Below are 24957 nucleotides of genomic sequence, written 5' to 3'. Positions count from 1 at the left end.
CCCGAAGGGCCAAGGCGCGTGAAAGATCACGGCCCTGGCCCTGCTTCGCAGGCCTACGGGCCTACTACGAACGTAAGAGAGCGCGCACGATCTATTTGCCTGTGCTCTTCATGTCCTTCATGGTGAATCCCATTCTCTTTCCCCGCGACCGCGATTCTACGCTTCCCCTGATCTTCCGCACCCCGCCCTTTCTCCCCGAGCGACTTTCCATAAAAATCCACAAACAACCCTTTTCCTCTTTCCTCTTGAGTGGCCGCCTCCGTTGACCTAACGTGGTTGGACCTGTTTGACTCGGGGAGGCGCTGGTGCAGGACTACAAAGACTACTTATCGAAATATCCCGACGAGGAAGGCCGGTTCGGGGGATACGGCGGGGCCTATCTGCCCCCGGAACTGGAGAAGCCCTTCCGCGAGATCACGGAGGCCTATTTCTCGCTGCGCTGGTCCGACAAATTTCTGACCGAGCTGCGCCACATCCGGCGTCATTACCAGGGCCGTCCGACCCCCGTCTACCATGCCGCGCGGCTCTCGGAATACGCGGGCGGCGCGCAGATCTATCTCAAGCGCGAGGACCTCAATCACACCGGCGCGCACAAGCTCAATCACTGCATGGGCGAAGCCCTGCTGGCGCGCCACATGGGCAAGCGCAAACTCATCGCCGAGACCGGGGCGGGCCAGCACGGCGTGGCCCTGGCCACGGCCGCGGCGTGTTTCGGGCTCGAATGCGAGATCCACATGGGCGAAGTCGACATCGAAAAAGAGGCGCCCAATGTCAGCCGGATGAAGCTGCTCGGGGCCGCCGTCGTCCCCGTGAGCTTCGGGCTCAGGACGCTGAAAGAGGCGGTCGACTCCGCCTTCCAGGCCTATCTCGCCGATTACGAAAACTCCATCTACTGCATCGGCTCCGTGGTCGGGCCGCACCCCTTCCCGCTCATGGTCCGCGACTTCCAGCACGTCGTCGGCGTGGAGTCCCGCGAGCAGTTCCGCGAGATGACGGGCACCGATCCCCACGCCGTCTGCGCCTGCGTCGGCGGGGGGAGCAACGCGATGGGCATCTTCTCGGGATTTCTCGACACTGCGGCCGAGCTTTACGGGGTCGAACCGCTTGGACGGGGCGAGAAGACGGGCGAACACGCGGCGACGATGAGCTACGGCCGGGAGGGCATCATCCACGGGTTCAAGTGTTATCTGCTCCAGGACGGCGAGGGCAATCCGGCGCCGGTGTATTCCTGCGCCAGCGGACTCGACTACCCCGGCGTCGGCCCCGAACACAGCTTCCTCAAAGACGAGGGACGGGTTCGCTACGTGACCGCCGACGACCGCCAGGCCATCGACGCCTTCCATCGGCTGTGCCGTCTCGAGGGCATCATCCCCGCACTGGAGAGCGCCCACGCCGTATCCTACGCCCTCGAACTGGCGCGCGAGAAACCGCACGGGGCGATTCTCGTCAATCTGAGCGGCCGCGGCGACAAGGATCTGGACTACGTGCTGGACCATTACGGCTGCGGGGACGGATGAACACGGAATCTCAGCAGAACCGCGACGCCGGCCCCGAGACCGTGGCCGGCCCCGAGTCGGATCCCATGCCCGCGGCGTCGCGCGAGATCGACATCAAGCGCCTGCGCCGGAACTACACGGGCCTGCTCCGCTCCCGGGAGATCTACTACCCCCTCGCCTACCGCTTTACGCGCGAACTCGGCCGGGGGCGGCAGGGCGTGGTCTTCCAGGCGCTGCGCCAGGGGGCCCGCGGCTGCACCACGCAGCACGCAATCAAGCTCCACGACCCCTCGATCTATCCGAGCACCGAGAAGTACTGGACCGACATGGGCCGGATCGCCTCCCAGATCAGCAAGCTTCAGAAGGTCAACAGCCCCAATCTCGTCTCCCGCGACATCTACGAGGAGATCGACGGGATCGGATACACCCAGATGGAGGTCGTCGAGGGCATCGATACGCACCACCTCGTCCACGGCAACCACTTCGAAGCGGCGCGCGCGCGGAGCACCCCGGAGGAATGGGAGCACTTCACCGACGCGGTGTTCAACGTCAAGGACGAGATCAAGCGCATCCAGCCCGGCGTGGCAATGTTCATCATGCGCCAGGTCCTGCGCGGACTCGAGGAGCTGCACAACGCCGGCTTTCTGCACAGCGACATCAAGCCCGCCAACATCATGATCGACCGGCTCGGGATCATAAAAATCATCGATTACGGCCGCGCGGTCACCGTGGACGAGAAGCACACCTTCCTGATGGGCACCCCGCTGTTCATGGCGCCCGAGGTCCACTGCGGCGAGAGCGCCATGATCCAGTCCGACCTCTACAGCGTCGGGCTGGTGGGTCTCGAACTGCTCAGAGGGCGCCCGCTGGTCGACACCGAAACCCTGAACGAAGACGAACTGCTGCGGTTCAAGATGCGGCTCCCCGAGCTGCTGCCGGAGATCCTGCCGACCCGGGTGCGGCGCAACGACTACATCATCGGCATGCTGCGCCGGATGCTCCATCCGGACCCGAAGCAGCGTTATGCCGACGCCATGGAGGCCGAATCCGGCCCCGAGGGACTGGTCCTCGTGCACAAGCAGCTCGCGCAGGCGGGCAAGGACACCGAGTACGACCGGGAACTCGAATTCTACATCGAGAAGCTGCTCGGCCGACGCAATGAACCGAGGCGGGAGATGGACGAAATACTTGCGTGATGGAATTTAGCGGCGTTTACGTTTGTACTCGGGCCGATGTTATGTCATTTCATTCCCCCGAAAGCCGCCCCGCACGCGGGGTTGTGAATCTCAAGTGTTAAGGAGAGCCCAGTGAAGTTTCTGCATGTGTGTGCCAATCCGAAGCCCACGGAGGAGTCGGCGTCGAAACAACTCGCCACCGCCTTTTTCGCCAGGCTCATGGAACTCAACCCGGAGGTGGAGATCGACAACATCGACCTCTACGAAGAAAAGCCGCCCTACTACACCTACAGCCTGTTCAAGCGCTTCTGGTATCCCGTCCTGCAGGGCGGCGAGTACGAGCCCACACGCGAGGAGGACGCCGCGCTGCATTACGCGAACAAGCAGAAAGAGCACCTCGACGACGCGGACGTGCTGGTGCTGACCACTCCGATGTGGAACTTCTCCGTTCCCTCCATCCTGAAGGCCTGGATGGATCAGGTGCTGTCTCCCGGCATCATGTTCGAATTCGAGGGACGCGAAGTGAGGCCGCTGCACCGCATCCGCAGTATCGTGCTGCTCGTCGCGTCCGGCGGGATCTACAAGGAGGACGACGAACGGGACGCTCTGTCGTCCGATGTACGGGCGGCGTTCGGTTTCGTGGGTATTACGGACGTGCGGATCGCGTGGGCGGACGGGCAGAACCCGGTTTTCAGCAGCGACTGCACCGAACGGCGCGCCCTGGCGGTCGAATCCGCGGAAGAACTGGCGGAAGACATTCTGGCCGATCTGGCCCCCGCCACGGCCTGACCCGGCCCGGTCCCTCATGAGCGTGTTCGTCAAGATCTGCGGAATCTGCAGGAAGGCGGACCTCGATACGGTTCTGGCGGCAAAACCCGACGCCGTCGGCTTCGTCTTCTGGCCCCGGTCTCCGCGGGCGGTCGACCCCGAAACCGTGGCCCGCTGGTCTGAATCCGTGCCCGCTTCGGTGCTGCGCGTCGCCGTGATGGTGGATCCGGATGAGACGCAGCTCCGCGAGGTGCTCGATCGCTGCGCCCCCGATGCCGTGCAGCTGCACCGCCTGGCCGTCTCGCCCCGCGATACGGCGGATCGGTGCGAGCGCGTGCTGGGCGCAAGCGCGCAGGCTCCGGAACGATGGGCCGCCTGCACGCCGACCGAGGCCCTCACCGACGAGAGCTTCCGGCGGTTCGACCGCATACTGCTGGACGCCTTCGACCGGGCCCGTGTCGGCGGCACGGGGCGCTGCTGTGACTGGACGGCCGCCCGGCGAGCCGCCGGGGAACTGGAGCCGCCCGTCATTCTGGCGGGGGGGCTCAGCCCCGCCAACCTGACGGACGCCCTCGCGGCCGTGCGGCCGGCGGGCGTGGACGTGAGTTCCGGCGTTGAAAGCGCGCCGGGTGAAAAGGATCCTGACAAAGTGAAACGGTTCATAGAACTATGTCGAACCCCAAGCTAGGACAGCCCGATCGCGGCGGTCATTTCGGGGCCTACGGTGGCGTGTACGTCCCCGAGACCCTGATGGAACCGCTGCGCGAACTCGACGAGACCTACCGCGCGGCGCGGCGGGACGCGTCATTCCGGCGCGAACTCAGGTACTACCTGCGCGAATACGTCGGGCGCCCCACCCCGCTCTACTACGCCGACCGCATGACGCGCGAGCTGGACGGAGCAAAGATCTATCTCAAGCGCGAGGACCTGTGCCACACCGGGGCCCACAAGATCAACAACTGCATCGGACAGATCCTGCTGGCCCGCCGCATGGGCAAAAAACGCATCATCGCCGAAACCGGCGCCGGCCAGCACGGAGTCGCCACGGCCACGGTCGCCGCGATGTTCGGACTGGAATGCGTCATCTATATGGGCAAAGTCGATATGGAGCGCCAGGCGCTCAACGTCTTCCGCATGGAGAGCCTGGGCGCGGAGGTCGTCCCGGTCGCCGCGGGGCAGCAGACCCTGAAGGAGGCCATCAGCGAGGCGATGCGCGACTGGGTCACGAACGTGCGCACCACCCATTACGTGCTCGGTTCCGTGCTGGGAGCCCATCCCTACCCGCGTATGGTGCGCGATTTCCAGAGTGTGATCGGGCGCGAGACGCGCACCCAGATCCGCCGGCACGAAGGCCGGCTTCCCGACGCCCTGATCGCCTGCGTGGGGGGCGGGAGTAATGCCCTGGGCCTGTTCCACCCGTTCGTGAAGGATACGGACGTCCGTCTGATCGGCGTGGAGGCGGGGGGAACGGGGATCGAGAGCGGCAAGCATGCCGCGCGCTTCGCCGACGCGCGCACCGGTATCCTGCAGGGCACCCGTACGTACGTGCTGCAGGACGACGAGGGGCAGATCCAGCTCACCCACTCCGTCAGCGCCGGTCTCGATTACGCCGCCGTGGGCCCGGAGCACAGCCTTCTCCACGACACCGGCCGGGCGGAATATTCCTGGGTCACGGACGAGGACGCCGTCATGGGCTTCGATAAACTGGCGCAGTGGGAAGGAATTTTACCCGCCCTCGAGAGCGCGCACGCCGTGGCCTGGATCATCCGTAACGCCGGGCGCTTCGCCCCCGGACAGCTCGTCGTGATCAATGTGTCCGGACGCGGGGACAAGGACGTCCAGCAGATCGCGGAATGGAAATCGCAGCGCAAATCCCTGTAACGAAAGCCGGACATCATGGCGCTGAAAAGTATGACGGGCTACGGGCGCGGGGAAGGCGTACGCGGCGGGGTGCGTGCGACGGTGGAGCTGTCTTCAGTCAACCGCAAGCAGTGCGATATCGCCCTGCAGCTGCCCCGGCCCTATGCGGCGCTCGAGCCGGACCTGCGTCGCCTGGCCCGCGAGGTGATCGAACGGGGCCGCGTGACGGGGGCGGTGAGTTTCCGGTGGTCGTCCGGTCCCTCGCGCCGGGTGGAGATCGATCGCGACCGGGCCGCGGAGACCGCCCGCGAACTCCGCGCCGCGGCGGAGGAGCTGGGGCTGAACGACGACCTCAGCGCCTCAACCCTGCTGCGTGTGCCCGACCTGGTGCACCTCAGCGAGGCACCCTCGGACCCCGAGGTCTGCCGCGCCTCCGCGGAACTGGCGCTGCGGCGCGCTCTTCGCGAACTCGACCGCATGCGGCGGCGCGAGGGACGCGAACTCGAGCGCGACATCCGCGCCCGGCTGCGGACGATGGAGCAGCATCTCACGGGGATCGACCGCTGTTCCGGGAATGCCGCGGTCCGCTACCGGCAACGCCTCCGGGAGGAGCTGCGCGCGGCGGGGGTCGCGGAAAACCACGAGGGGGAACAGTGGCTCGTCAGGGAGGTCGCGGCCTTCCTGGACCGGGTCGACATCACCGAAGAACGCACGCGCCTGCGCAGCCATATACGCCAGTTCCGTCAGAGCATGACGGGGCACGATGCGTCGGGCCGCACCCTGGATTTTCTCGCGCAGGAGATGCTGCGCGAGATCAACACGATCGGGGCAAAGTGCGGCGATCTCGACATCGCCCGCAGCGGCGTGATCATCAAGACCGAACTCGAGCGGATCCGCGAACAGATCCAGAACGTGGAGTGAGCCGATGAATACCACCCCGCACGAACCGTTCCCCGACCCCCGCACCCCGCAGCGCCCGCTGCTGCTGGCGGTCTCCGCGCCCTCGGGCACCGGCAAGAGCACCCTCTGCCGGAGGCTCCTCGCGGACTTCCCTTCGCTGACCTTTTCCGTCTCCTGCACGACCCGGCCTCCGCGTCCGGGTGAACGCGACGGACGCGAATATCATTTCGTCAGCGACGAGGAGTTCTCGCGGCGCATAGAAGAGGGGGCTTTTCTGGAACACGCCCTGGTCCATGGACGGCGCTACGGGACGCTCCGTCAGTCGGTGCGCACGGCCATGGCCGCGGGCCGGGACGTGCTGCTCGACATCGATCCCCAGGGCGTCGAACAGGTACGGAACAATCTCCGCCAAACCCCCGCGGACGACCCTCTGCCGCGGGGATGGGTCGATATCTTTATCGCGCCGCCCTCGCGGGAGGAACTCTGCCGGCGCCTCGAATCGCGGGGCACCGAAACCCCCGAAGACCTCGCCCGCCGCATCTCCAATGCCGCGGAGGAGATGCGACAGCGCACGAGCTACGCCTACACGGTCATCAACGACGACCTTGAAGAGGCCTGCGACCGTCTCCGCGCGATCGTCCTGGCCGAACACTGCCGCAACCTCCGGGAGGGCGATTGCGGGTAAATAAGCTTTGCCAGAGATACCCCCTGTTGGTATAAACCCCGGCAAGGAGGCGATATGTCCCCCCTCAGATTCAGCGAGTTACGTCGACGGGCGGCGGGACAGAAGTCCCCCGCACCGGAAGACCAGGCGGAAGAAACCGAAGCAAAATCCGCCCCGTCCCCCTCCCCGGAACCCGAGTCCTCTCCCCGGTCGGGCGGGGTCGGAATCGACAGCGCCATGGAGGAACTCGGCATTTCCTCGGAGGCGCTGGACGAAAGCGCCCTGATGAAGGCACGCCGCGACGCCGCCGAGCTGCTCGGCCAGCTCCGGTCGGACGAGGGGCTGAACCTCGGCTGGCGTGATATCGCGGGGGTTATCGAACAGCTCGATTCCGCGATGGAAACGGAACTGGGCGCCTTCTGGGCCGAGGTCCTGCGGATGCCGGAGCACGGCGAGGCGGCCCGCGAAAGGCACGCACTCAACACGGCGGTCGTCATCCTCCACCTGGCGCGCGCGCTCAAGATGAATCGCCGCGACCAGCTCGGGCTGGGCGCGACCGCGCTGATACACGACGTCGGCGCGCCGGAAGGCAAAGACATCGGTGAGCTGGAGGGGAGCGAAGAGCGCAACGCGCTTGAGAAAACCGCGCATGTCGCCCGGCGGCTGGGCGCGCCCGAGCGGATGTTGCGCGCGCTCACCGAGTGCAAGGAACGAGCCGACGGGTCGGGCACGCCGAACCACCTCCGTGGAAGCCAGATCAGTTCCGAAGGACAGCTCCTCGGCCTCGCCTGCGAATTCGAGCGCGTGTACCGCGAACAGTGGGATAACTTCGAGTCGCGCGGCGAGCCGTTCGCGCCCGTCATGGTTATGCTTAAGCGGAATCGTGACCGTTTTGCTCCCGATGTTCTCAAGGCACTGCTGCTCGCCGGCGGTTTTTACCAGGTGGGGGCGATCGTCGAGCTGAACAGCGGGGCGCTGGCCCGCGTGGTCTCCCAGAACCGGGGAGCCCCCCTCCGCCCGCTCGTCGAAGTCGTACTGGACCGCCACGGAAACCACCCGGACCGGCGCCAGATGCTGGATCTGCGCGAGCACCCGGCCCTTTCGATCGTGCGTACGGTGACGAGGGGAGGTTGAGACCGGAATGAAGCGGACGATTATGATGCTGGCCGCCCCGCTCCTGCTGACCGCCCTTTTCTCGGGGGCCGGATGCGTGGCGCGTCCGCCCGCCGGCGAAAAGGAATACGATGTGGCCGAGGAGCGCCAGCTCCTCGAGATCCAGAAGTCGCGCATCGTGGATCAGCTCAACGAGATGCGGCGCAGGGAGCAGGAGGAGGTCCGTCAGCGCATCGAATCGGTGGCCAGCCGCGGTCCGCAGACGATCACCCTGCGGGTGGACGACGAGATCGTCGTCGAGGTATGGCTCCGGGACATGCTCCAGCAGCAGGACGGATATCCGCGCGAAATCACGATTCCCCCGGACGGCCGCGTCGTCATGCCCAGTATAGGCGAGATGAACATCCTCGGAAGGTCGCCGGAAGAGCTACAGAACGATATCCGGGAGCGGCTTGATCTTCTGCTGAACCACCCGACGGTCAAGGTGCGCGTCGAGAAACACGTCGGCGCAAAGGTCTCCATCCTCGGGGAAGTCAAGATGAACCCCAACCGCGACACCGGCCCCGGAACGTATGAGATCGAAGGCGAGACCCTGTTGTCCTCGTTCATCAGCGAGGCGGGCGGATACACGGAAAACGCGGACATCCGCAACATACGCGTCACGCACGCCAACGGCGAATCCGAGATCATGGATCTGCAGCGGGTGCTCGACGGCCATATCGAGGAAAACATTTTCCTCAACGGCGGCGAAACCGTGTACATACCTGAAATGACGAGGCTCAGCCACGTCATCGTGTGCGGCCACATCGCCGGCCCCGGCATCTACCCGCTCGACGAGGGGATGATGCTGAGCGAGCTGATCGCCGATGCCGGCGGAGTGGCCAGACGGGGCACCGAGCGCCGCGTCATCACCGTCCGCGGCGACCGCTATCATCCCAAGGTCATCAAGTCGAACATCCACCGCGTCTACACCCGCGGCGAGCGGGAAGAAGACCTTCTGCTGAAGCCCGGCGACACCGTGTACGTGCCGAAATCGTATATCTCGCTCTACGAGGATACGCTCCGCCTGATCCTGCTTCCGGTGACCACCGTGCGTGACATGTATTTCCTGGAGGACACCATCAACGATGACTGATTCTGAACGGCGATTCATAACCGCGAAGGCGCGTCTGTGCATGCGCCGGAGCGGCAGGCCGCATCGCCCGGAGCATATGTATGGCGTTTGAAGAACTCAGCCTTAAGGACTACCTGCAGATCCTCTACCGCCGGCGGAGGGTCATCCTGGTCGTGTTTCTCGCCAGCCTCGTCTTCACGGTGCTGATCGCGTTCAACCAGGAGAACATCTTCCGCGCCGAATCCCGGATCAAGATCCAGCGGCAGCGCACGCTGGCCGATTTCATGTCGCGGCTTCAGCAGGCCCGCCCCGTGGATACCATCGAGAACTATCTCAAGGAGATCACCAGCTACCGAGTCATGCAGCGCGTCGCCCGTTCGATGTATCCGGAGGACCCCGACGTCGACCGCCGCGCCGCGAACCTGCAGGAGATGATCCAGGTCGAGCGCCTCGGAAACACCGACCTGATCGACATCCGGGTGGAGTCGACGTCCGGGCAGGAGGCCATGGAGATCGCCAACGCGGTCTCGACGACTTTTATCCAGTACCACCAGGAGAACATCACCCGCAATGCCCGGCAGGTGAAAGAGCAGATCGAAGAGTGGCGCAACCAGATCATGACGCAGCTTTACTCGGACGAGCGCGCCCTCAAGGATTTTCGCGAGAAATACGGCGTGGTGGATCTCGAGGCGGAGGGCGATAACCTCACGACGCAGATCTCGAACCTCCGCTCGCAGAAGATCCGCATCGAAAACGAACTCAGCCAGCTCGAGGGCCGCATCCGCAAGTGGAAGGTGATGACGGATCTTTACACCGGCAAGACGCAACCCGAAGGCGGGCAACTGCCGATGGAAGCGGCCGGCATGGTTCCCGACAGCCGCTACCTGACCGGGGTCAAAACCCGCATCTTCGACCTGCACATGACCCGCACCGAAGTGATGGGCACGGGTAACTACACCACCAATCACCCTCGCATGGAACTCTTCGATATCATGCTCCAGAGCGCGCGCAAAGAGGCCGAAGAGGAACGGCGACGCATCGTGATGACGCGCATGGAGGAACTCGAGAACGAGCGGGCGGGCCTTCAGGCCAAACGGCAGAAGATCGAACAGCAGATCGACGCGTTCAAGGAACAGCTCCAGCAGATCCCCGAACTCGAACGTGAATCGCGCAAGTACGTTCGGCGCAAGGATGTCTCGGAAACGCTGTACACGTTCCTCAGTCAGAAGCTGGAAGAGGCCAAAATCTCCGAGCTGGAACGCGCGGAGATCGCATACGTCGTGAGCCCGGCAATGACCGCCGACGAGATCCGCGCGGGCCAGCTTCGCACCACGGTAGCGGGTCTTCTCCTCGGTCTGGTGCTCGGGGTCGCCATGGCCTTCGTCGCCGAAAACCTGGACACGACCATCGCCACGCTCGAAAACGTGGAACAGCTCTTCAAGATCCCCGTCATGGGCGTGATCCCGCACATCGAACGCGAACCGGAACCGGGGCAGGAGACCGAGCAGGAAACCGCGCCGAAATCGCGGCTCCTGCGCGCGGGCCGCGCGCTGCTGGGCATGTCCCGAAACGCCGCCGATTACATCATGGCGACGCATTCCAATGTGCGCAGCCCGCACGGCATCGAGATGATCACCCAGTTCGATCCGAAATCGCCCGGCGCGGAGGCCTTCCGCACCATCCGCACCAACCTCGAATATTACAGCCGGAATACGGGCGCCAAGGTCTTCCTGCTCTCGAGCGCGGCCCCGGCCGAAGGCAAGACCGTCACCCTCACCAACACCGCCGTCGCGCTGGCCCAGCTCGGCCGCCGCGTGCTGGTCGTAGGCGCAAACCTGCGGCGCCCGAGCTTCGGGCGACTGCTGGGCATCAGCGAAGAACGCGGGCTCTCCGATTTCCTACTCGGGGACGAACAGTGGACGGACGTGGTCAAGGACATGACCGATTTTGCGGTGGGCGACATGAACCTTGAGGACCTGGTCGGGATGCCCGGGCTGGACAACCTGAACGTCATCACCTCCGGGGGCGTGGCCGCCCAGCCCTCGGAATGGCTGGCAAACGAGAAGATGGTCGGGTTTCTCAACGATGCGCGCGAGCAGTACGATTACATCCTGATCGACTCCCCCCCCGTCCTGCCCGTACCCGACAGCGTGATTCTGGGAAGGCTCGCGGACGCCGTCATACTCGTCTACCAGCTCGGTCAGACGACGCGCGAATCGATGCGGCGCGCCATCGTGAGCTTCCGCCAGACGGATGCGCATCTGGCGGGTCTGGTCCTGAACGACCTGCAGGCGGACTGGGCGGCGGGCGGAGAGTTCTTCCAGTACCGTTTCTATTACGGGCGCGACGGGCAGTCACGGATGCCGTGGGAACGCAACCATGCCAGCCATACCTGAACTCTCCAACCGCCGCGACCGAAACTATTTCCTGGCCTTCGTCCTGACGCTGGCCGCGATCGCGCTGGCCATCTGGGGCGCCATGGGCGAAACGGGCCTGATCGTCATCGCCGGCACCTTCGCCATCATCTTCTTCGTACTCTCGTTCGTGAACCCGCAGGTCGCCCTGTACGTGATCGTGGTCATGATCATCTGGAGCCCGGAGTTCGGCACGGCGGGCGAATGGCGCACGGAGGCGGAACGGGCGCTGATGATCCGCGTGGAGGATATCGCCCTGGTGATTCTCGTGCTCGGCTGGCTGATGCGTTCGTTCATCACCGGACGCCACCCGATCATCCACACCCCGGCCAACGGACCGATCGCGGCCTACGTGGCGGCGTTCACCGTCGCCACCCTGCTCGGCATCCTCCGCGGCAACGTAGTGCCGCGCTCCGGTTTCTTCTACTCGCTTAAATACTTCCAGTACTTCCTGCTCTTCTTCATGGTGCTGGCCTCCGTGCGGGACATCGGGGACGCGAAAAAACTCTTCTTTCTCTCGATCCTGGTGTACTTCTCCGCCGTCCTGTACGGATGGTCGCAGCTCGGCGCGGAAGAACGCCTGTTCGCACCGTTCGACGTGGGGGAGCCGAATACGTTCGGCGGCTATCTGCTGCTCATGATGTGCCTGACCACCGGGGTCGCGCTGTGGACCCCCAGCCAGCCGCTCCGCCTCACTCTGCTGGGACTGGTCGCCCTCACCTTCGTCCCCTTTCTCTATACGAAGTCCCGCGCGTCCTACCTGGGCTTCATCGCGGCTTATTTCGCCTTCGCCGCCTTCTCCCACCGGCGCGGGTTCCTGGTCACGGTGGGGCTCATCCTCCTGGCGCTGATGATCGGCGGCTACGCGATCCTGCCCGAGGACATCCAGGAGCGCATCGGAGGGACATTCGAAGGCGACCCCAAACCGTGGACCGCACGTGTGGAAATGCTGGGGGTCGAACTCGACCCCTCCGCCTCGGAACGCATCATCTCCTACCGGAAAGGAGTGCGGGAGTGGCTGCGCAACCCGATCTTCGGCCGCGGCGTGACGGGGACGCATTTCATCGACGGACAGTTCGTCCGGGTGCTCGCGGAGACGGGCGCCCTCGGCTTCACCGCCTTCGTGATCATCTTTTTCCGGCTCTTCACCGCCCTGCGGGATGTCTATACGCGGGCGGAAGACCGATTACTCAAAGGCGCGGCCCTCGGCATCCTCTGCGGGACGGTCGCGATGATCGCCCACGGCCTGACTGCCAACACGTTCATCATCATCCGCATCTCGGAGACGTTCTGGCTCCTGGCCGGACTGGTGCTCCTCATTCCGAGGTTCGAAGGGGAACCGGAACCCTCCGGAGAGATGCCCGATGAGTACGGCTTCGGTGCACCCCTGTAACGACACGGCTACACCCCGGACGGCATGCGAAACGGAACGGCCTCATGAATATCCTCCTCGCCTCGGACGTCTCCATGAACACGGTGGCCAGCGGCGCGGAACGCGTGATCCGCGAGCAGCTCGACCGGCTGTGCGCACGCGGTCACCATGTCGTGCATCTAACCCGCCGCCTTCCGGAACACGACACGGACTGCGCCGATATCGGGGCCTTTCGCGAGCACCGCTACGAAGTCGACCGCCGCAGCGCCGCCCGCTTCCTGGTCAGTTCAATCCGCCGCGGGCGCGCGCTGTTCCGCCGCCTCCACCGGGAAACCCCGTTCGACGCCCTCGTGTTTCACCAGCCCTTCGCGGCCGCCGCGGTGCTCTCCGCACCGGAAAGCCGCGACCTCCGCAACCTCTACGTCTGCCACTCGCTCGCCTTCGAAGAATACGCCATGCTCCACAATCGGCCGGCCGGCCCGCGAGCCCTCGTACGGTCCGCCCATATCGAGGCGCTGCGGCGCCTCGAACGGTACGCCCTCCGCCGTGCGGAACGGATCTGCGTCCTCAGCGACTACACGCGCTCGAAACTGCGCGAACGGCACAGGGTGCCGCCCGAACGCGTCGAGATTATCCCCGGCGGCGTCGATACCGGAACGTTCACGCCGTCCCCGAACCCCGCCGGACTGAGACACAGGCTCGGGCTGCCGGCCGACCGCACCGTCCTGTTCACGGTACGCAATCTCGAACCGCGCATGGGGCTGGAAAACCTGCTCCGGGCCGTGGCCGAAGCCCGCGCCGCCGTGCCGGACCTGTTCCTCGTCGTCGGCGGCTCCGGCCCGCTCGCCTCCGAACTCGCCGCCCTCTCCGCGCGACTCGGACTGGACGACGGACTCCGCTTCACGGGCTTTATCTCCGAAGACCTTCTGCCCGATTACTACCGCGCGGCCGACCTGTTCGTCCTGCCCACGCTCGACATGGAGGGGTTCGGGCTGGTGACCGTGGAGTCGCTTTCATGCGGCGTGCCGGTGCTGGGCACACCGGTGGGAGGGACCCGCGAGATCCTCGCAGGACTGGACCCCGACCTGCTCTTCCGTAACCGCACGCCGGCGGCCATGGCGGAGAAGATCGCCGGGACCTGCCGCGAGATGCGCCGCGACCCGGAGCGCTGGACCGAACTGAAACGCCGCTGCCGGGACTACGCCGCAACGCACTACGACTGGGAGATTCACGCGAAAAAGATCGAGACGCTGCTGGCATCTCGTTTTTGAAGAGAAACGTGAGGGGAGCCACCACGAAACACGAAATAGGCGCAAAGATCGCCAAGAGGAATGTGAATAGCACAGGCAAAGTGGCTCTACGGGATTTTTAGTGGTCCGATGCGGACGGCCCGGAGGTCCGTCCCTACCTTCACGCACGGGTTCAGTACGAGTACGATATCAGGGCGAGGCCCCTTCCGTGTCGATCCGTCCCGTCTTCAGGTGGATCACCCCCGATAGAAAGGCCCCGGTGGCGACCTGGATGCCGAGCGAAAACATGGAGACGCCCGGGATGACCAGTCGCATCATCCACGTGTAATTCAAATCGCCGAACGAGGCCATCCCCCACCGGCAGACGGCGTATGCCATCACGACCGCGCCCGCCGCGGCGAGCAGGAGTCCGCACAAAAGGACCTGTTCCCAGTCCGGTCGCAGACGGCTGCGCCGCGGCCGCGCGGTCAGCAGTCCCACCCTGGTCATGTACTGCCTCGCCAGCCAGAAGAAGATCAGGACCTCGCTTCCGGCGAGCAGCGCCCCCATGCCTATCACCAGCGTGTGGACGTCGAACATGACGTCCCCCACCACGAGGGGTGCGGGCAGCACCAGTGCAAAGATCAGGAGTCCCGCAACGCACAGCAGGGAGCCCGGGACCAGAAACAGCCAGTTGGGGGCGAACATCAGCAGAAAACGCAGATGGCGCCAGCCGTCGCGCCAGCTTCGCAGGTGCGGCCTCCCGGAGCGCCCGTCCCGCGACAGGGTCGTGGGCACCTCGGCGATGGACAGGCCGGCCAGAGCAGCCTTCACGATCAGTTCCGACGCGAACTCCATCCCGGTGGTCTGGAGATCGAGACGATCGACCGCATCGCGCCGGAAGCCCCGCAGGCCGCAGTGAAAGTCGCGGATCCGGCACCTGAAGAACAGCCGGCCGAGAAACGAGAGTACGGGGTTGCCCAGATACCGGTGGAGCAGAGGCATGGCCCGCCGCTCGATCCCGCCCCGGAAACGGTTGCCGACGACGACGTCGTACCCGGCGCGGAGTTGGTGCACAAAGGCGTCCAGCGCCGAGAAATCGTAACTGTCGTCCGCGTCGCCCATGATGATAAACCGTCCGCGGGCCGCGAGGATGCCGGCGCGCAGCGCGTAGCCGTACCCGCGCCGGTCCGCCCGGATCACCCGCGCCCCGGCCTCCGCGGCCTGTTCCGGACTGCCGTCCCCGCTCCCGTTGTCCGACACGAGCACCTCGCCCTTCAGGCCCGACTCCCGGAGGTACCGCACCGCTTTGCGGACGCAGGTCCCGATCGTCTCGGCCTCGTTGAGACAAGGCATGAGGATGGTCAGTTCGAGATCCTTCTTTTCGGCTTCCGTCATTGGCTCACTCCCGCGTTATGCGGTGATCCCTCTCCGTTCCGCGAGGTCAGCAGCCGGTAGCCGCCGCCCCGGAACCATACACGGAAGCCCTCGAGCGCCGCGGCCTCCCGCTCCGGGACCACCAGTGCACAGGGATGCGCGTTCAGAACCTCCCGCTCCGGCACCTCCCGTGTATTGCCGTAGTACGGCACGTCGAGCTGAAAGGCAAGGTAGAGCGCCACGGCCAGGGGATCGTCTACGCCCGCCACCGCCTCGACGTCCAGTCCCCGCTCCCTCACGCCCGCGGCCAGTTTCCGGGCCGCGAGATATTCCGGATGCTCGACGCCCGCCTGCTCCGCGAGGAAATCCGCGGCGGGCACCGCGAAATTCAGCAGGAGCAGCACGAGCACGCCGAGGCGCACTCGGGGAGCGATGGAAGGCAGACGCACCGCCACCGCCGGCCCCGCCGCGAACAGGACCGCGTGGGTCACGAGGTAATAGCGGAGGTCCGCGGCGTACACGGGGAGATAGAACACGCTGTTCGCCGCCGCGGCGATCAGACTCACGCACACCACCTCCCGCATCTCCGGCCGGCCCGCCGCAAAGACGCACAGGGCGATCAGCAGGATGCCCGGCGTCAGATACAGCCAGTCGAAAGCCGTCCAGTTATGGAGGATATGGTTCGCGTTCCAGTACGGGATCTTGAGCTGGTGCCGGAGATAGTCCATCCGCTCCAGCGGGCTCCATCGCGGATACGACATCGCCGTCGGATCCTCCCAGGAGGTGATCCGCCCCTCTTCGGGGACGTGGAACTCGCGGAACGTGGGATGATAGCGCTCCACGTCGGGAGGACCGGCGATCGCGTGATTGATCCCCCCGCTGGCGGAGAACGAGATCTGGCCGGCGTCGGCGGAGACGGCCGCGATCCATGGCAGCGAAACGGACGCCGTGAGCGCCGCGGCCGCCGCACCGCGCAGGACGGGTTCACGCCACCGCCCGCGGGAGGCCCATACGCGATACGCCCCGTGCAGCAGCACCCACAGGGCCGCGGCGGGCAGGGCCACGGCCTTCGCCATGTAGGCCAGTCCGAAGAAAACTCCGGCGAAGGCCGCGTGGAGCATCTTTCCCGTCCGCGCCGCCCGCACATCGAGACCGGCGCCCGCCAGGAAGAGCGCGGCCATCAGGGGGTCGGGCGTGATCAGCCTGACCGACCACGCGCCGCAGAATATCGCCAGCGGCCAGGCGGCCGCCGCGCGTACGCCCGCGGGCAGCTCCATGACCCGCATCCAGAACAGACCCGCCCCGTAGAGCAGTGCGGCCGAAACCGCCAGGGCCATACGCGCCGAGACGAGCGGCGACCCCGTCCAGGCCATCCACGGGACCATCAGCCAGCTCAGCAGCGGACCCCAGTAGCCGTTGACGGCCAGACCGGTGCGGCCTTCCAGCCAGTACCGCGCGATGCGCATGTACGAGACGGCGTCGGGATTGACCTCGAACAGGTTGGCGCGGCCCAGCAGGAAGAGCAGCGCAGCGAGAAGGAGAGCGGCCCCGGCATGCGATGCCCGCAAAAGACGCCCGGTACCCGTGGGTTCAGGGTTCATCATCGTACCGCCTCCGTTGCGGAGTCTCCGCACATCTCCGCGTAGAGATCCATCACGCGGCGGGCGTGCGCCTCCGCGCTGAACTGTTGCGCGCATTTGTTCCACGCGTTCGCGGCCAGCCGGCTTCGCATGGACCGGTCATGCCGGAGGCGCTCCAGCGCGGCCGCCAGCGCACCGGGCTCGGGTTCCACCAGCATCCCGTCCTTCTCAGGGTCGATCACCTCCCGCGCCCCCCCGCGCGCGGTGGCGACCACCGCCGCGCCGGAGGCCATCGCCTCGATCAGCGTGCGGCCGAACGGCTCGGGGCGGATCGACGGGTTGACCACCGCATCGCACTGCCGCATCAACGCGGGAACGTCCTCGCGATGCCCGAGAAACCGGACCCGGTCCGTCAGTCCGTGCCGCCGAACCGTGTCTTCGAGTCGCGCCCGATAGCGGGGATCGCCCTCCCCCGCGATCCAGACCTCGACCGGCGGCCCCGCCTCGCCCAGCTTCAGCAGGGCGTCGAGGAACAATTCATGCCCTTTCCACGGGTCCAGCCGCGAAAATACCCCGATGCGGAACCCCCGTTCCGCGCCACCCTCCTCCGCCGCGTATTCCGCCTCGACCCGCGCGAAGCGCTCCATGTCCACGCCGTTATAGATCCTGACCGTTTTGTCCCGCTCGGCCGCGAATCGCGCGCGTACCGCCTCCGAAATCACGACAATACGGTCGGCCAGACGCGCCATCCAGCGGTCTTTCCACCCCGCGGAATCGATGATGCGCACGTGCCACACAAACGGCACACCGGCCAGACGGGCGCTCAGGGCGAGGATCCACGCACGGCGCGAGGTGGCGATATTGCAGTGCACCAGGTCCGGGCGACGGCGAAACAGGTAAAACACGCTCTTCAGCAGCCCCGTCCTGCGGGCTTCGATCCCCTCACGCGCGAGCAGTGCCCGGAACGAGGGACCGCCGAACAGGTGGACCTCGGGGCGGTAACGATCCCGGTCGAGGTGGGTGAGGAGGGTCAGCAGACTGAACTGCCCCCCGCCGGGCGGGTCGAGCGGGTCATCCCAGAACGCGATCGTGCGCGGCGTGTGCATAGCCATCTCTCAGATCACCAGGCATCGGTAACGGATACTGGTCTTTATTCTGGCCGCCGTGACGGCGCCGGATTTCAGCAGCAGCAGTCCCGCGATTACGGGGATCGTGCGCGGGGCGACGAGGATATCCCGCACCTCCATTTTGCGCAGGACAAAGCGGCACAGCCACATGAAATAGACGAAGGGGAGAAACCAGAGCGGGGGCAGGAGGACGGCCGCGAGCACCGCCCCCAGCATCTTCTTGTCCGCCTGCCGCAGATCGATCCACACGTGCAGCGGGACGCGCAGATGCAGCGTCCGGCCAACCGGAGGTTCCACGAGCACACCCGGCGGGAGGAGGTTTCTGACGATGTACGGGTGCGACTCCCCGTAGGCTTCGGCCTGTTTCACAAAAGAACGCAGGTCTTCGCGGTGTACGTGTTCCACCGCCGCCCCGGCGTGGGCGCGGATGGCATACCCCGCCCGGTAGAGGCGGGCGCACAGCAGCGTATCCTCGCCCACCCGTACGGGATGATCGTAGTCGAACCCCCCGACCTCCTCGAACACCGCGCGGCGGACGGCGAGGTTGGCCGTGGGGAAGCCCCCGGAATGGAGCGTCAGCTCCCGGAAAGTTTCATCCTTCATCACCGGCGGAAGCGTGAACAGCGCCGAACAGAGCTGTACGGGGTTCTCGGGAACGGCGGAAACGATCGTACCGGCCACGGCGCCGGTCCCGCCGTCCAGCGACGCCGTGATGCGGTCGAGTTCGTGCAGCCAGTGGGGCGCCGGCACGCAGTCGGCATCGGTGAACGCGAGCCACTCGCCGCGCGCAGCCGCCGCGCCCGTATTGCGCGCCGCCGGCGCGCCGCGCCGCGGTTCGTGCAGGACCCTGACCTCGAACGGATGCGTCCGTCCGGCGAAATCGCGCGCGATCACCGCGGAATGATCATCGGAATTATTGTCGACCAGACAGACCTCGAACTCCTTAAAAATCTGCCGGTCGAGCGCCCGCAGGCACCGTTCGAGCGTATTCTGTGCGTTGTAAAACGGAATGATCACGGAAAACTTCATGCGCCGGCCGTCCCTTCGCCGAGACGCCCGCGGTAGAAATCGATCAGCGGCTGCGCGCAGCGGGGCCAGACAAACCGTTCGCGGACCGCGGCCCTCGCGTGTCGGCCGGCCTCCTCCGCCGCATCGCGGTCCGCGGCCCACGCCTCGATCGCCGCGGCCATGGCGGACGGCGAATCCGCGATACGCGCCTCGCGCCCGTCTTCGATCCCCAGCCCCTCGGCACCCACCGCCGTGGAGATGCAGGCCATCCCGTGGGCCATCGCCTCGAGCATCTTGAGCCGGGTGCCGGCCCCCGAGCGCATCGGATTGATCATCATCGTATACCGTTCGTAACACGCATGAATATCGGGCACGCGACCGGGCGCATCGAACGCCTCGTCCCGTTCGGCGCGCGCGCGGAGGTCGTCCGGCGGATGGGCGCCGGCGGCCACCAGCGGCACCCGGCATCCGCGCCGGTCCAGTTCCGGCCGCACACGGCGCAGGAACCAGCGCACCGCATCCGCATTCGGAGCGTAACGGTAATCCCCGCAGAAAAAAAGCCCCGTCTCCCGTCGGCTGAACGGGGCGGGCGCGCGCTCAAAGAGGCGCTCGTCGACCCCGTTGGGCACTTCGATCACCGTCGCCGAGGGCGCCAGCGCGCGCAGGTGCTCTGCCTCGCCCGGGCTGACGGCGGTCACGGCGTCGACCTCCCGAACCGCGCGCGCCTCGTACCGCCTCAGCCGGGCGGCGCGCAGGGCGGCGCGCGCGGTCGCCGCGAATCCGCGGGCGCGCGCCGCCTCGCGCCGGTAGCCGAGATGATGCACGCCGCCCTCGTCGAGCAGCACGGGCATGTCCGCGTTCCGCAGCGTCCGCACCCCGCACTGGGCGAAGGCGAAGGTCTTCTCGATCTGGACGGCCTCGGGATGCCACGCATCGAGCGCCCGGTACACTGCCGCGCGGAACTCGCGGTAGGCCGGCACCACCGCCCCCGGCGGACTCAGACGCGGGCCGGGATCGCACACCGCCTCGAAATGCTCCAGAAAGTCCGGGGCGGAAGGTTCCGAACCGGCGGGGGATTCCCCGTCGAGCGCCAGCATCGAGACCTCCATACCCGCGTCCGCCATGCAGCGCGCCAGGTGATAGAAACGCAGCCGGCTGCCCGTATCGGCGGGCAGCGGCAGCAGGGGCGTGATGATCAGTATGCGGGGCATGTCACGGCTCCATGTTCACGTTCCGGGATCCCGGGTTCTCATCCCTCCCGCCATCCGGAATCCCTCCAGAAAGGCCCTCTGCCGCATGAGCACGGTTTCCCATCCCTGAGTGAGCACGGCACGGTTCATCGCCTGTTCGCGCCACACCGCGAACGCCGCGGGAATCCTCCGCCGCCGACCGTGCCACTTGCGCAGAAAATAAAAGGTGTTGGCGAAAAACACCACCAGCCATTCGCGGCTTTCGGGGGTGAGGCGGGTGAGGTGGACGTTCCCCGCCCCACCCGGAGAGCCGTAGCGATGCACCAGCGAGGCCCCGGGGACGAACCGGATGCGTCTGCCGGTTTTCCGCAGGGCGAAACTGAAGTCGGTTTCGAAACGGAACCCGTGCCCGCGATAGTTCGGGTCGAATCCCCCCGCTTCCTCGTAGACCTCGCGACGGAAAGACATATTGGCGGCGGCCAGCGAAGGCATCGCGTCGACCGGCTCTTCGTAGTCGAACCGCACGAACCGCCATCCGTCGGGACGCGCGATCCTCGGGTCGGGCCGCGAGGGCGGCCGCGGGCGCTCGGGCACGATCCGCCCGCAGACCGCGCCGGTGCCGGGCGTTTCATGCGCGTCGACGTGCCGGCGTATAAATCCGGGATCGTCGATGAGGACATCGTCGTCGACAAACACCAGCAGATCCCCGGAGGCGCGGGACGCGCACGCCCGGTAGGCCGCCACCAGGCCGCGCGGCTCCCCGCGCTCCACGCGCAGCCGTCCGCCATGCTCCTCCAGGAAGCGGCGGACAGAATCGGGATGCGACTCGTTCTGGTCGTACACGAGAATCTCAAGCGGCCCGTACTCCTGGTTCAACAGCCCCCGAAGGGTGTCCACCAGAAGCTCGTGCCGCCCGTACGTGGGCACGCATACGCTGACCCGCGGACTCACGGTTCACCTCCCCGCCCGCGCAGCCAGTCCGCGATCCACCGGCGGTCCTCCCGCCTCAGAAACACCAGGGCCGCGACGGCGGCGAACACGAGCGCCGTCAGCGCCGCCCCGAGCAGAAAGCCCGCGAAGGTGGAAGGCGGGACGAGGCGGAAAAAGACGCGCTGGCTCACGGCGAGGACGGCGGCCAGCAGCACCGGCCCCATCAGATTGCCGAGCACGTAACGCCCCCAGGGGATTCTGAGCTGCCGGCAGACGTAGGCGGGCTGAACCAGGAGCTTTGTAACCGTCATCGGCACCGCCGTGCCCCAGGCGACTCCGACGAGCCCGAACGGACCCGCCAGCACCAGGCTGAGGGCCAGGTTGGCCAGCCCCTCCGCGGTCGTCTGCATGCTCAGGTACGGGTGCTTGCCCACCCCGTAGAGGTAGCACACCGAAATGGTCTGCATGACATCGAGCAGCACGGGCAGCACGAGGATCGACAGGACGGCCGACGCCGCGGCGAGCGCCTCCGGGCCGATTTCGCCCCCCACCCAGAACCGGAGGAAGAGCGGGCCGGATCCTCCCAGCCCTCCGGCCAGCAGCAGCGCCAGGAACCCCTGCACCCGGCTGCCCCGGAGAAAGGCCCGCCGCAGTCCCTCCTCGTCGCCCGCCCCTTCGTAGCGGCTGAAGACGGGGAAAAAGGGCATCCCGAACTGGCCCGCGATATCGCTGAAGTAGCGGATGAGCGTGTGCGCCACGCTGTACACCGTGATCGCCGCGGGTGCGAGGGCGTACCCGATGACGAGCGGGTCGGTATGATAGCGGAAACGATCGGCCAGCGAGGTGAGCAGGGCCCAGACCCCATACCGGCCGACGGTCCCGTACATTCGGCCGCGCGGACGGGCGGGAAGGTTCAGCGGCTTCAACAACCTGTGAGCGGCCACCGCCTGCGCCGCGCCGGAGAGGACGTTGAAGGCGGCGAAGATGAGTCCGAGGCGCACGATTGAGCCGTGCATGAGGAAGATGATCGCCAGCACGCGGCCGATCGTGGCGCCGATGGTGATCAGGTGCTCGAGATCGTACCGCTCGAGCGCCCGCAGTGCGCAGCTGTAGACCCGCAGCGCAAACGAAACGGCGACCCCGGCGCCGAGCAGCCACAGGAGAAGGACGAAATCGTCCGAGAGTTCCACCGGAACCTGAAACGGTCCTCCGTCCCGCACCTGCGCGAAGCCCCAGCCCAGCAGGGCGGTCAGCAGCAGCACCGCGGCCGCGATCCAGCGGAACGTGACGGCGCTGGTGCGGAGCAGGACGGCGGCACGGTCGCGGTCTCCGCTGCCGAGGGCGCGCGACAGGTAACGGACGGCGGAGCTGTCGATCCCCAGGTTCAGCAGTCCGTAGTAGCCGAGGATCGAACCGATCAGCACCCAGACGCCGTAGGCCGTGTCGCCCAGCCGGTCGATCAGCAGAGGGGTCAGGATGAGGGCCGCCAGCGCATTCACGATCAGGCGCAGCCAGGCCCAGGATACATTGGTAAAGATGTGCCGGGGTTTCATGAACATTCCAACCCGTCGCGTTTCCCGCTCCGCTCATCCGGCATCCAGATCACGTCCTCGATATCCCGGCACTCCGCCAGCGACTTCGCCCGGGACCACCGCTTCCCCGCCGTACGGCGGTAGACCCCGTATCCGTCCGGCAGCAGCGGCGGGATCGCCTCGTCCGGGTCGATTTCCCGCACCCTGTAATACGGCCGGTTGATCTCCATGAAAATGACGGGGCGGTCGCGGAGGATCGTGCGTTGAGCACCGCGCAGAAAATGGTCCTCGTGTCCTTCGATGTCCACCTTGATCACATCGATCCTGCAATCGGGAATCGCGCCGCTCTCGCGCAGGGCGTCGAAGGGCTCCAGCCGGACGGGGACGGTCGCGAATCCGCGGTCGAACCGGTGATCGAGCGCGATGGAGGCGTTTCCGGTCTCGCCGCCCTCCAGGAAGTCCTCGCGCAGCACCATATCCTCCGTACGCGAGGCGTCGGACAACCCCGAACGATGCACGTCGCAGAACGCGTCGAGCCCGTTCAGGCGGATATTCTGCAGGAGCCGTTCAAAATTACCGGCGTACGGCTCGAACGACAGCACGCACCCGGACGGGCCGCACTGACGAAGATAGCGGGCCACCGGCACCGTATAGAAGCCGATGTTGGCGCCGACATCCAGAAAGCATCCGCCGACGGGCAGGTAATGCCGGATGAGCGGAATCACGTCGCCGTCGTACCAACCCCGGTAGAACGCGTACCATTCGGTCCGGGTGCGGAGGTCCACCCACATCAGCGAGCCGTCGATCATTCTCGCCCTGACCACCGGCTGCGCGCCGGCCTTCAGCATCCACGCATTGAGTTTCTCCGCAAACGTGCCCATGCCCCGAAGGTAGGGCAGCCGCCGCATCACGGCCGCGCAGGTGTGCAGCACCGCATCCGCCGCCCTGTTCCTTTTCGGCTCCATGGGCTCCGCTTTCACCGTCCGCCCTCCTGCGCCCGCCGCCGAAGGGCGCGGGCTCCCAGTTCCCTCCAGGCCCCCGCATCAAATCCCAGATCCATGGTCGTCCTGACCACCGGGAGGAGGGCCCGCGTCCCCGCGCCCATGCCGAAGCCGCGCGCCCAGCGGAAACGGTGCAGAATGACCCCCGCGTACGCCAGCGCGGCGGCGGGCAGCAGCAGCCACCCGCCGGGGCCGGGCAGCGCGGCGGAGAGGAGCACCAGCGCGAGCAGTCTCAGTACGGGTGAAGTAACCGCTTTGTGCAGGACGAAAGCTCCCGCATGCTCCGCCCCGGCGGCCGCGGCGCGGCCGCGGCGGTAGAACCAGCGCAGCACCTTGAGCAGCCCGTCGCGGGGTCGGTGCCGGACCACGGCGTGCGGCGTATAAAGCACGGGTCTGCGCGCCGCGATCCGCCGGCTGAGGTCTTCGTCCTCGCCCCCCATCGTCCTCGCTTCGTCAAACCCTCCCGCCTCTTCAAGCGCCTCCCTCCGGATCGCGCAGTTGCAGGTCGAAAAGGTGGGGCGCCGGATGACGCGGCCGCGGGCCTCGTGTATATAGCGCAGGCCGCCCGCCGGAAATCCCAGGATGTTTTCACAGCGTCCCACCGGACCGCAGGGAGGGACCCGGACGGCGCCGCCGACCGCGCCCGCGTCGGGATTCTCTTCGAGCGGCTCGAGCAGCCGGAGCAGCCAGTCCTCCTCCGCCTCGCAGTCGTCGTCGATGAACACGATCAGGTCATGGCGCGCACGGCGGACGGCCTGGTTGCGCGCGGCCCCGAAACCGCCCCCTGCGCGGTCGAGGACGTAATGCTCCACGCCGCCGGGCAGTCCTTCCGCGGCGGCTCCCCGGCCCTCTTCGACGACCGCGATCTGGCGCGGACCGGGGTACGCCGAGGCGAGCACGGAGCGGGCGGCGGCCACGGCATACCCGGGACGGCCTTTGGTGTTAATCAAAACCGACACGGGGGGGAACGCCGCGATTTTTTGCGCTGGCTCGCTCACTTCGACATCCCTTCCGGATTTTCCGCGGCGGACGCCCGCCCTCTTCCGGAGCGGGGCCCAGACGAACCGCCGCCGCCATTGTTCTACTTCAGCGGGCGACTCCGCAAGA

Annotated in this window: 21 protein-coding genes; 12 read left to right on the top strand and 9 right to left on the bottom strand. The window is 66.5% G+C overall.

Annotated elements, in window-relative coordinates; genetic code table 11:
- Positions 1 to 305 precede the first annotated feature (305 nt).
- The 12 genes from trpB (L21SP4_RS01035) (at position 306) to L21SP4_RS00980 (ending at position 14147) form a co-directional block, all read left to right on the top strand.
- Entirely contained in the window at positions 306 to 1517 is a 1212-nt protein-coding gene (gene trpB, locus L21SP4_RS01035; protein ID WP_052880920.1) for a tryptophan synthase subunit beta, read from the top strand.
- Complete coding sequence (locus L21SP4_RS01030; RefSeq protein ID WP_052880919.1) at positions 1514 to 2692, top strand: serine/threonine protein kinase; 1179 nt, start codon at positions 1514 to 1516, stop codon at positions 2690 to 2692. The genes trpB (L21SP4_RS01035) and L21SP4_RS01030 overlap by 4 nt, the downstream gene beginning before the upstream one ends.
- 111 nt (positions 2693 to 2803) lie before the next feature.
- Positions 2804 to 3460 carry an FMN-dependent NADH-azoreductase gene (locus tag L21SP4_RS01025; protein ID WP_052880918.1) on the top strand — a complete coding sequence of 219 codons (657 nt, stop codon included), beginning with the start codon at positions 2804 to 2806 and terminating at the stop codon, positions 3458 to 3460.
- Positions 3461 to 3476: 16 nt separating this feature from the next.
- Positions 3477 to 4127 carry a phosphoribosylanthranilate isomerase gene (locus tag L21SP4_RS01020; protein WP_074041325.1) on the top strand — a complete coding sequence of 217 codons (651 nt, stop codon included), beginning with the start codon at positions 3477 to 3479 and terminating at the stop codon, positions 4125 to 4127.
- Positions 4109 to 5320 carry a tryptophan synthase subunit beta gene (trpB, locus tag L21SP4_RS01015; RefSeq protein WP_052880916.1) on the top strand — a complete coding sequence of 404 codons (1212 nt, stop codon included), beginning with the start codon at positions 4109 to 4111 and terminating at the stop codon, positions 5318 to 5320. The genes L21SP4_RS01020 and trpB (L21SP4_RS01015) overlap by 19 nt, the downstream gene beginning before the upstream one ends.
- A 15-nt stretch (positions 5321 to 5335) precedes the next feature.
- Positions 5336 to 6220, top strand: a complete 885-nt coding sequence (locus tag L21SP4_RS01010) for a YicC/YloC family endoribonuclease (RefSeq protein ID WP_052880915.1) — start codon at positions 5336 to 5338, stop codon at positions 6218 to 6220.
- A 4-nt stretch (positions 6221 to 6224) separates the two neighbouring features.
- Complete coding sequence (gene gmk / locus L21SP4_RS01005; protein WP_052880914.1) at positions 6225 to 6884, top strand: guanylate kinase; 660 nt, start codon at positions 6225 to 6227, stop codon at positions 6882 to 6884.
- Positions 6885 to 6938: 54 nt separating this feature from the next.
- A complete protein-coding gene (locus L21SP4_RS01000) occupies positions 6939 to 7997 on the top strand; it encodes an HD-GYP domain-containing protein (RefSeq protein WP_052880913.1) in 1059 nt (352 codons plus the stop codon).
- A gap of 7 nt (positions 7998 to 8004) precedes the next feature.
- Positions 8005 to 9111: an SLBB domain-containing protein gene (locus L21SP4_RS00995; RefSeq protein WP_082116417.1), complete on the top strand. Its 1107-nt coding sequence runs from the start codon at positions 8005 to 8007 to the stop codon at positions 9109 to 9111.
- Between the two features lie 80 nt (positions 9112 to 9191).
- Complete coding sequence (locus L21SP4_RS00990) at positions 9192 to 11486, top strand: GumC family protein (RefSeq protein WP_052880911.1); 2295 nt, start codon at positions 9192 to 9194, stop codon at positions 11484 to 11486.
- On the top strand, positions 11470 to 12897 hold the full coding sequence (locus L21SP4_RS00985) for an O-antigen ligase family protein (RefSeq protein ID WP_052880910.1): 1428 nt from the start codon (positions 11470 to 11472) through the stop codon (positions 12895 to 12897). Before L21SP4_RS00990 ends, L21SP4_RS00985 begins: the two co-directional genes overlap by 17 nt.
- A gap of 44 nt (positions 12898 to 12941) precedes the next feature.
- A complete protein-coding gene (locus L21SP4_RS00980) occupies positions 12942 to 14147 on the top strand; it encodes a glycosyltransferase family 4 protein (RefSeq protein WP_052880909.1) in 1206 nt (401 codons plus the stop codon).
- Positions 14148 to 14315: 168 nt separating this feature from the next.
- On the opposite strand, the gene L21SP4_RS00975 is transcribed toward L21SP4_RS00980, so the two are convergent.
- The 9 genes from L21SP4_RS00975 to L21SP4_RS00935 are packed head-to-tail and all read right to left on the bottom strand — an operon-like array spanning position 14316 to position 24848.
- On the bottom strand, positions 14316 to 15503 hold the full coding sequence (locus L21SP4_RS00975) for a glycosyltransferase family 2 protein (protein WP_052880908.1): 1188 nt from the start codon (positions 15501 to 15503) through the stop codon (positions 14316 to 14318).
- Positions 15500 to 17086: a hypothetical protein gene (locus L21SP4_RS00970; RefSeq protein WP_052880907.1), complete on the bottom strand. Its 1587-nt coding sequence runs from the start codon at positions 17084 to 17086 to the stop codon at positions 15500 to 15502. Before L21SP4_RS00970 ends, L21SP4_RS00975 begins: the two co-directional genes overlap by 4 nt.
- Positions 17083 to 18174, bottom strand: a complete 1092-nt coding sequence (locus L21SP4_RS00965; protein ID WP_082116416.1) for a glycosyltransferase family 4 protein — start codon at positions 18172 to 18174, stop codon at positions 17083 to 17085. Before L21SP4_RS00965 ends, L21SP4_RS00970 begins: the two co-directional genes overlap by 4 nt.
- Before the next feature lie 3 nt (positions 18175 to 18177).
- Entirely contained in the window at positions 18178 to 19218 is a 1041-nt protein-coding gene (locus L21SP4_RS00960; RefSeq protein WP_052880905.1) for a glycosyltransferase family 2 protein, read from the bottom strand.
- On the bottom strand, positions 19215 to 20408 hold the full coding sequence (locus L21SP4_RS00955; protein ID WP_052880904.1) for a glycosyltransferase: 1194 nt from the start codon (positions 20406 to 20408) through the stop codon (positions 19215 to 19217). Before L21SP4_RS00955 ends, L21SP4_RS00960 begins: the two co-directional genes overlap by 4 nt.
- Before the next feature lie 15 nt (positions 20409 to 20423).
- Complete coding sequence (locus tag L21SP4_RS00950; RefSeq protein ID WP_052880903.1) at positions 20424 to 21338, bottom strand: glycosyltransferase family 2 protein; 915 nt, start codon at positions 21336 to 21338, stop codon at positions 20424 to 20426.
- Positions 21335 to 22870 carry a lipopolysaccharide biosynthesis protein gene (locus L21SP4_RS00945; RefSeq protein ID WP_160300603.1) on the bottom strand — a complete coding sequence of 512 codons (1536 nt, stop codon included), beginning with the start codon at positions 22868 to 22870 and terminating at the stop codon, positions 21335 to 21337. The genes L21SP4_RS00950 and L21SP4_RS00945 overlap by 4 nt, the downstream gene beginning before the upstream one ends.
- Positions 22867 to 23829 (bottom strand): FkbM family methyltransferase, encoded by a 963-nt coding sequence (locus L21SP4_RS00940; RefSeq protein ID WP_052880901.1) that lies wholly within the window; start codon positions 23827 to 23829, stop codon positions 22867 to 22869. The genes L21SP4_RS00945 and L21SP4_RS00940 overlap by 4 nt, the downstream gene beginning before the upstream one ends.
- The gene (locus L21SP4_RS00935) at positions 23826 to 24848 is read right to left on the bottom strand and encodes a glycosyltransferase family 2 protein (RefSeq protein WP_052880900.1); all 1023 of its coding nucleotides are present in this window, start codon (positions 24846 to 24848) and stop codon (positions 23826 to 23828) included. The genes L21SP4_RS00940 and L21SP4_RS00935 overlap by 4 nt, the downstream gene beginning before the upstream one ends.
- Positions 24849 to 24957 lie beyond the last annotated feature (109 nt).

Source organism: Kiritimatiella glycovorans (assembly GCF_001017655.1).
GTDB classification, from domain to species: Bacteria; Verrucomicrobiota; Kiritimatiellia; order Kiritimatiellales; family Kiritimatiellaceae; genus Kiritimatiella; species Kiritimatiella glycovorans.
The sequence above is the reverse complement of the archived record's forward strand: the minus strand, read 5'-3'. Positions and strand labels throughout refer to the sequence as shown.

Excerpts from the sequence above, each read along its gene's own strand:
- L21SP4_RS01020 (WP_074041325.1), top strand. The coding sequence starts at position 3,477 with ATGAGCGTGTTCGTCAAGATCTGCGGAATCTGCAGGAAGGCGGACCTC.
- L21SP4_RS00975 (WP_052880908.1), bottom strand. The coding sequence starts at position 15,503 with ATGACGGAAGCCGAAAAGAAGGATCTCGAACTGACCATCCTCATGCCT.
- L21SP4_RS01000 (WP_052880913.1), top strand. The coding sequence starts at position 6,939 with ATGTCCCCCCTCAGATTCAGCGAGTTACGTCGACGGGCGGCGGGACAG.
- L21SP4_RS00955 (WP_052880904.1), bottom strand. The coding sequence starts at position 20,408 with ATGCCCCGCATACTGATCATCACGCCCCTGCTGCCGCTGCCCGCCGAT.
- L21SP4_RS00945 (WP_160300603.1), bottom strand. The coding sequence starts at position 22,870 with ATGAAACCCCGGCACATCTTTACCAATGTATCCTGGGCCTGGCTGCGC.
- L21SP4_RS00980 (WP_052880909.1), top strand. The coding sequence starts at position 12,942 with ATGAATATCCTCCTCGCCTCGGACGTCTCCATGAACACGGTGGCCAGC.
- L21SP4_RS00985 (WP_052880910.1), top strand. The coding sequence starts at position 11,470 with ATGCCAGCCATACCTGAACTCTCCAACCGCCGCGACCGAAACTATTTC.
- L21SP4_RS00995 (WP_082116417.1), top strand. The coding sequence starts at position 8,005 with ATGAAGCGGACGATTATGATGCTGGCCGCCCCGCTCCTGCTGACCGCC.
- L21SP4_RS01030 (WP_052880919.1), top strand. The coding sequence starts at position 1,514 with ATGAACACGGAATCTCAGCAGAACCGCGACGCCGGCCCCGAGACCGTG.
- L21SP4_RS00990 (WP_052880911.1), top strand. The coding sequence starts at position 9,192 with ATGGCGTTTGAAGAACTCAGCCTTAAGGACTACCTGCAGATCCTCTAC.
- L21SP4_RS00965 (WP_082116416.1), bottom strand. The coding sequence starts at position 18,174 with ATGGCTATGCACACGCCGCGCACGATCGCGTTCTGGGATGACCCGCTC.
- trpB (WP_052880916.1), top strand. The coding sequence starts at position 4,109 with ATGTCGAACCCCAAGCTAGGACAGCCCGATCGCGGCGGTCATTTCGGG.
- L21SP4_RS00960 (WP_052880905.1), bottom strand. The coding sequence starts at position 19,218 with ATGAAGTTTTCCGTGATCATTCCGTTTTACAACGCACAGAATACGCTC.
- gmk (WP_052880914.1), top strand. The coding sequence starts at position 6,225 with ATGAATACCACCCCGCACGAACCGTTCCCCGACCCCCGCACCCCGCAG.
- L21SP4_RS01010 (WP_052880915.1), top strand. The coding sequence starts at position 5,336 with ATGGCGCTGAAAAGTATGACGGGCTACGGGCGCGGGGAAGGCGTACGC.
- L21SP4_RS00970 (WP_052880907.1), bottom strand. The coding sequence starts at position 17,086 with ATGATGAACCCTGAACCCACGGGTACCGGGCGTCTTTTGCGGGCATCG.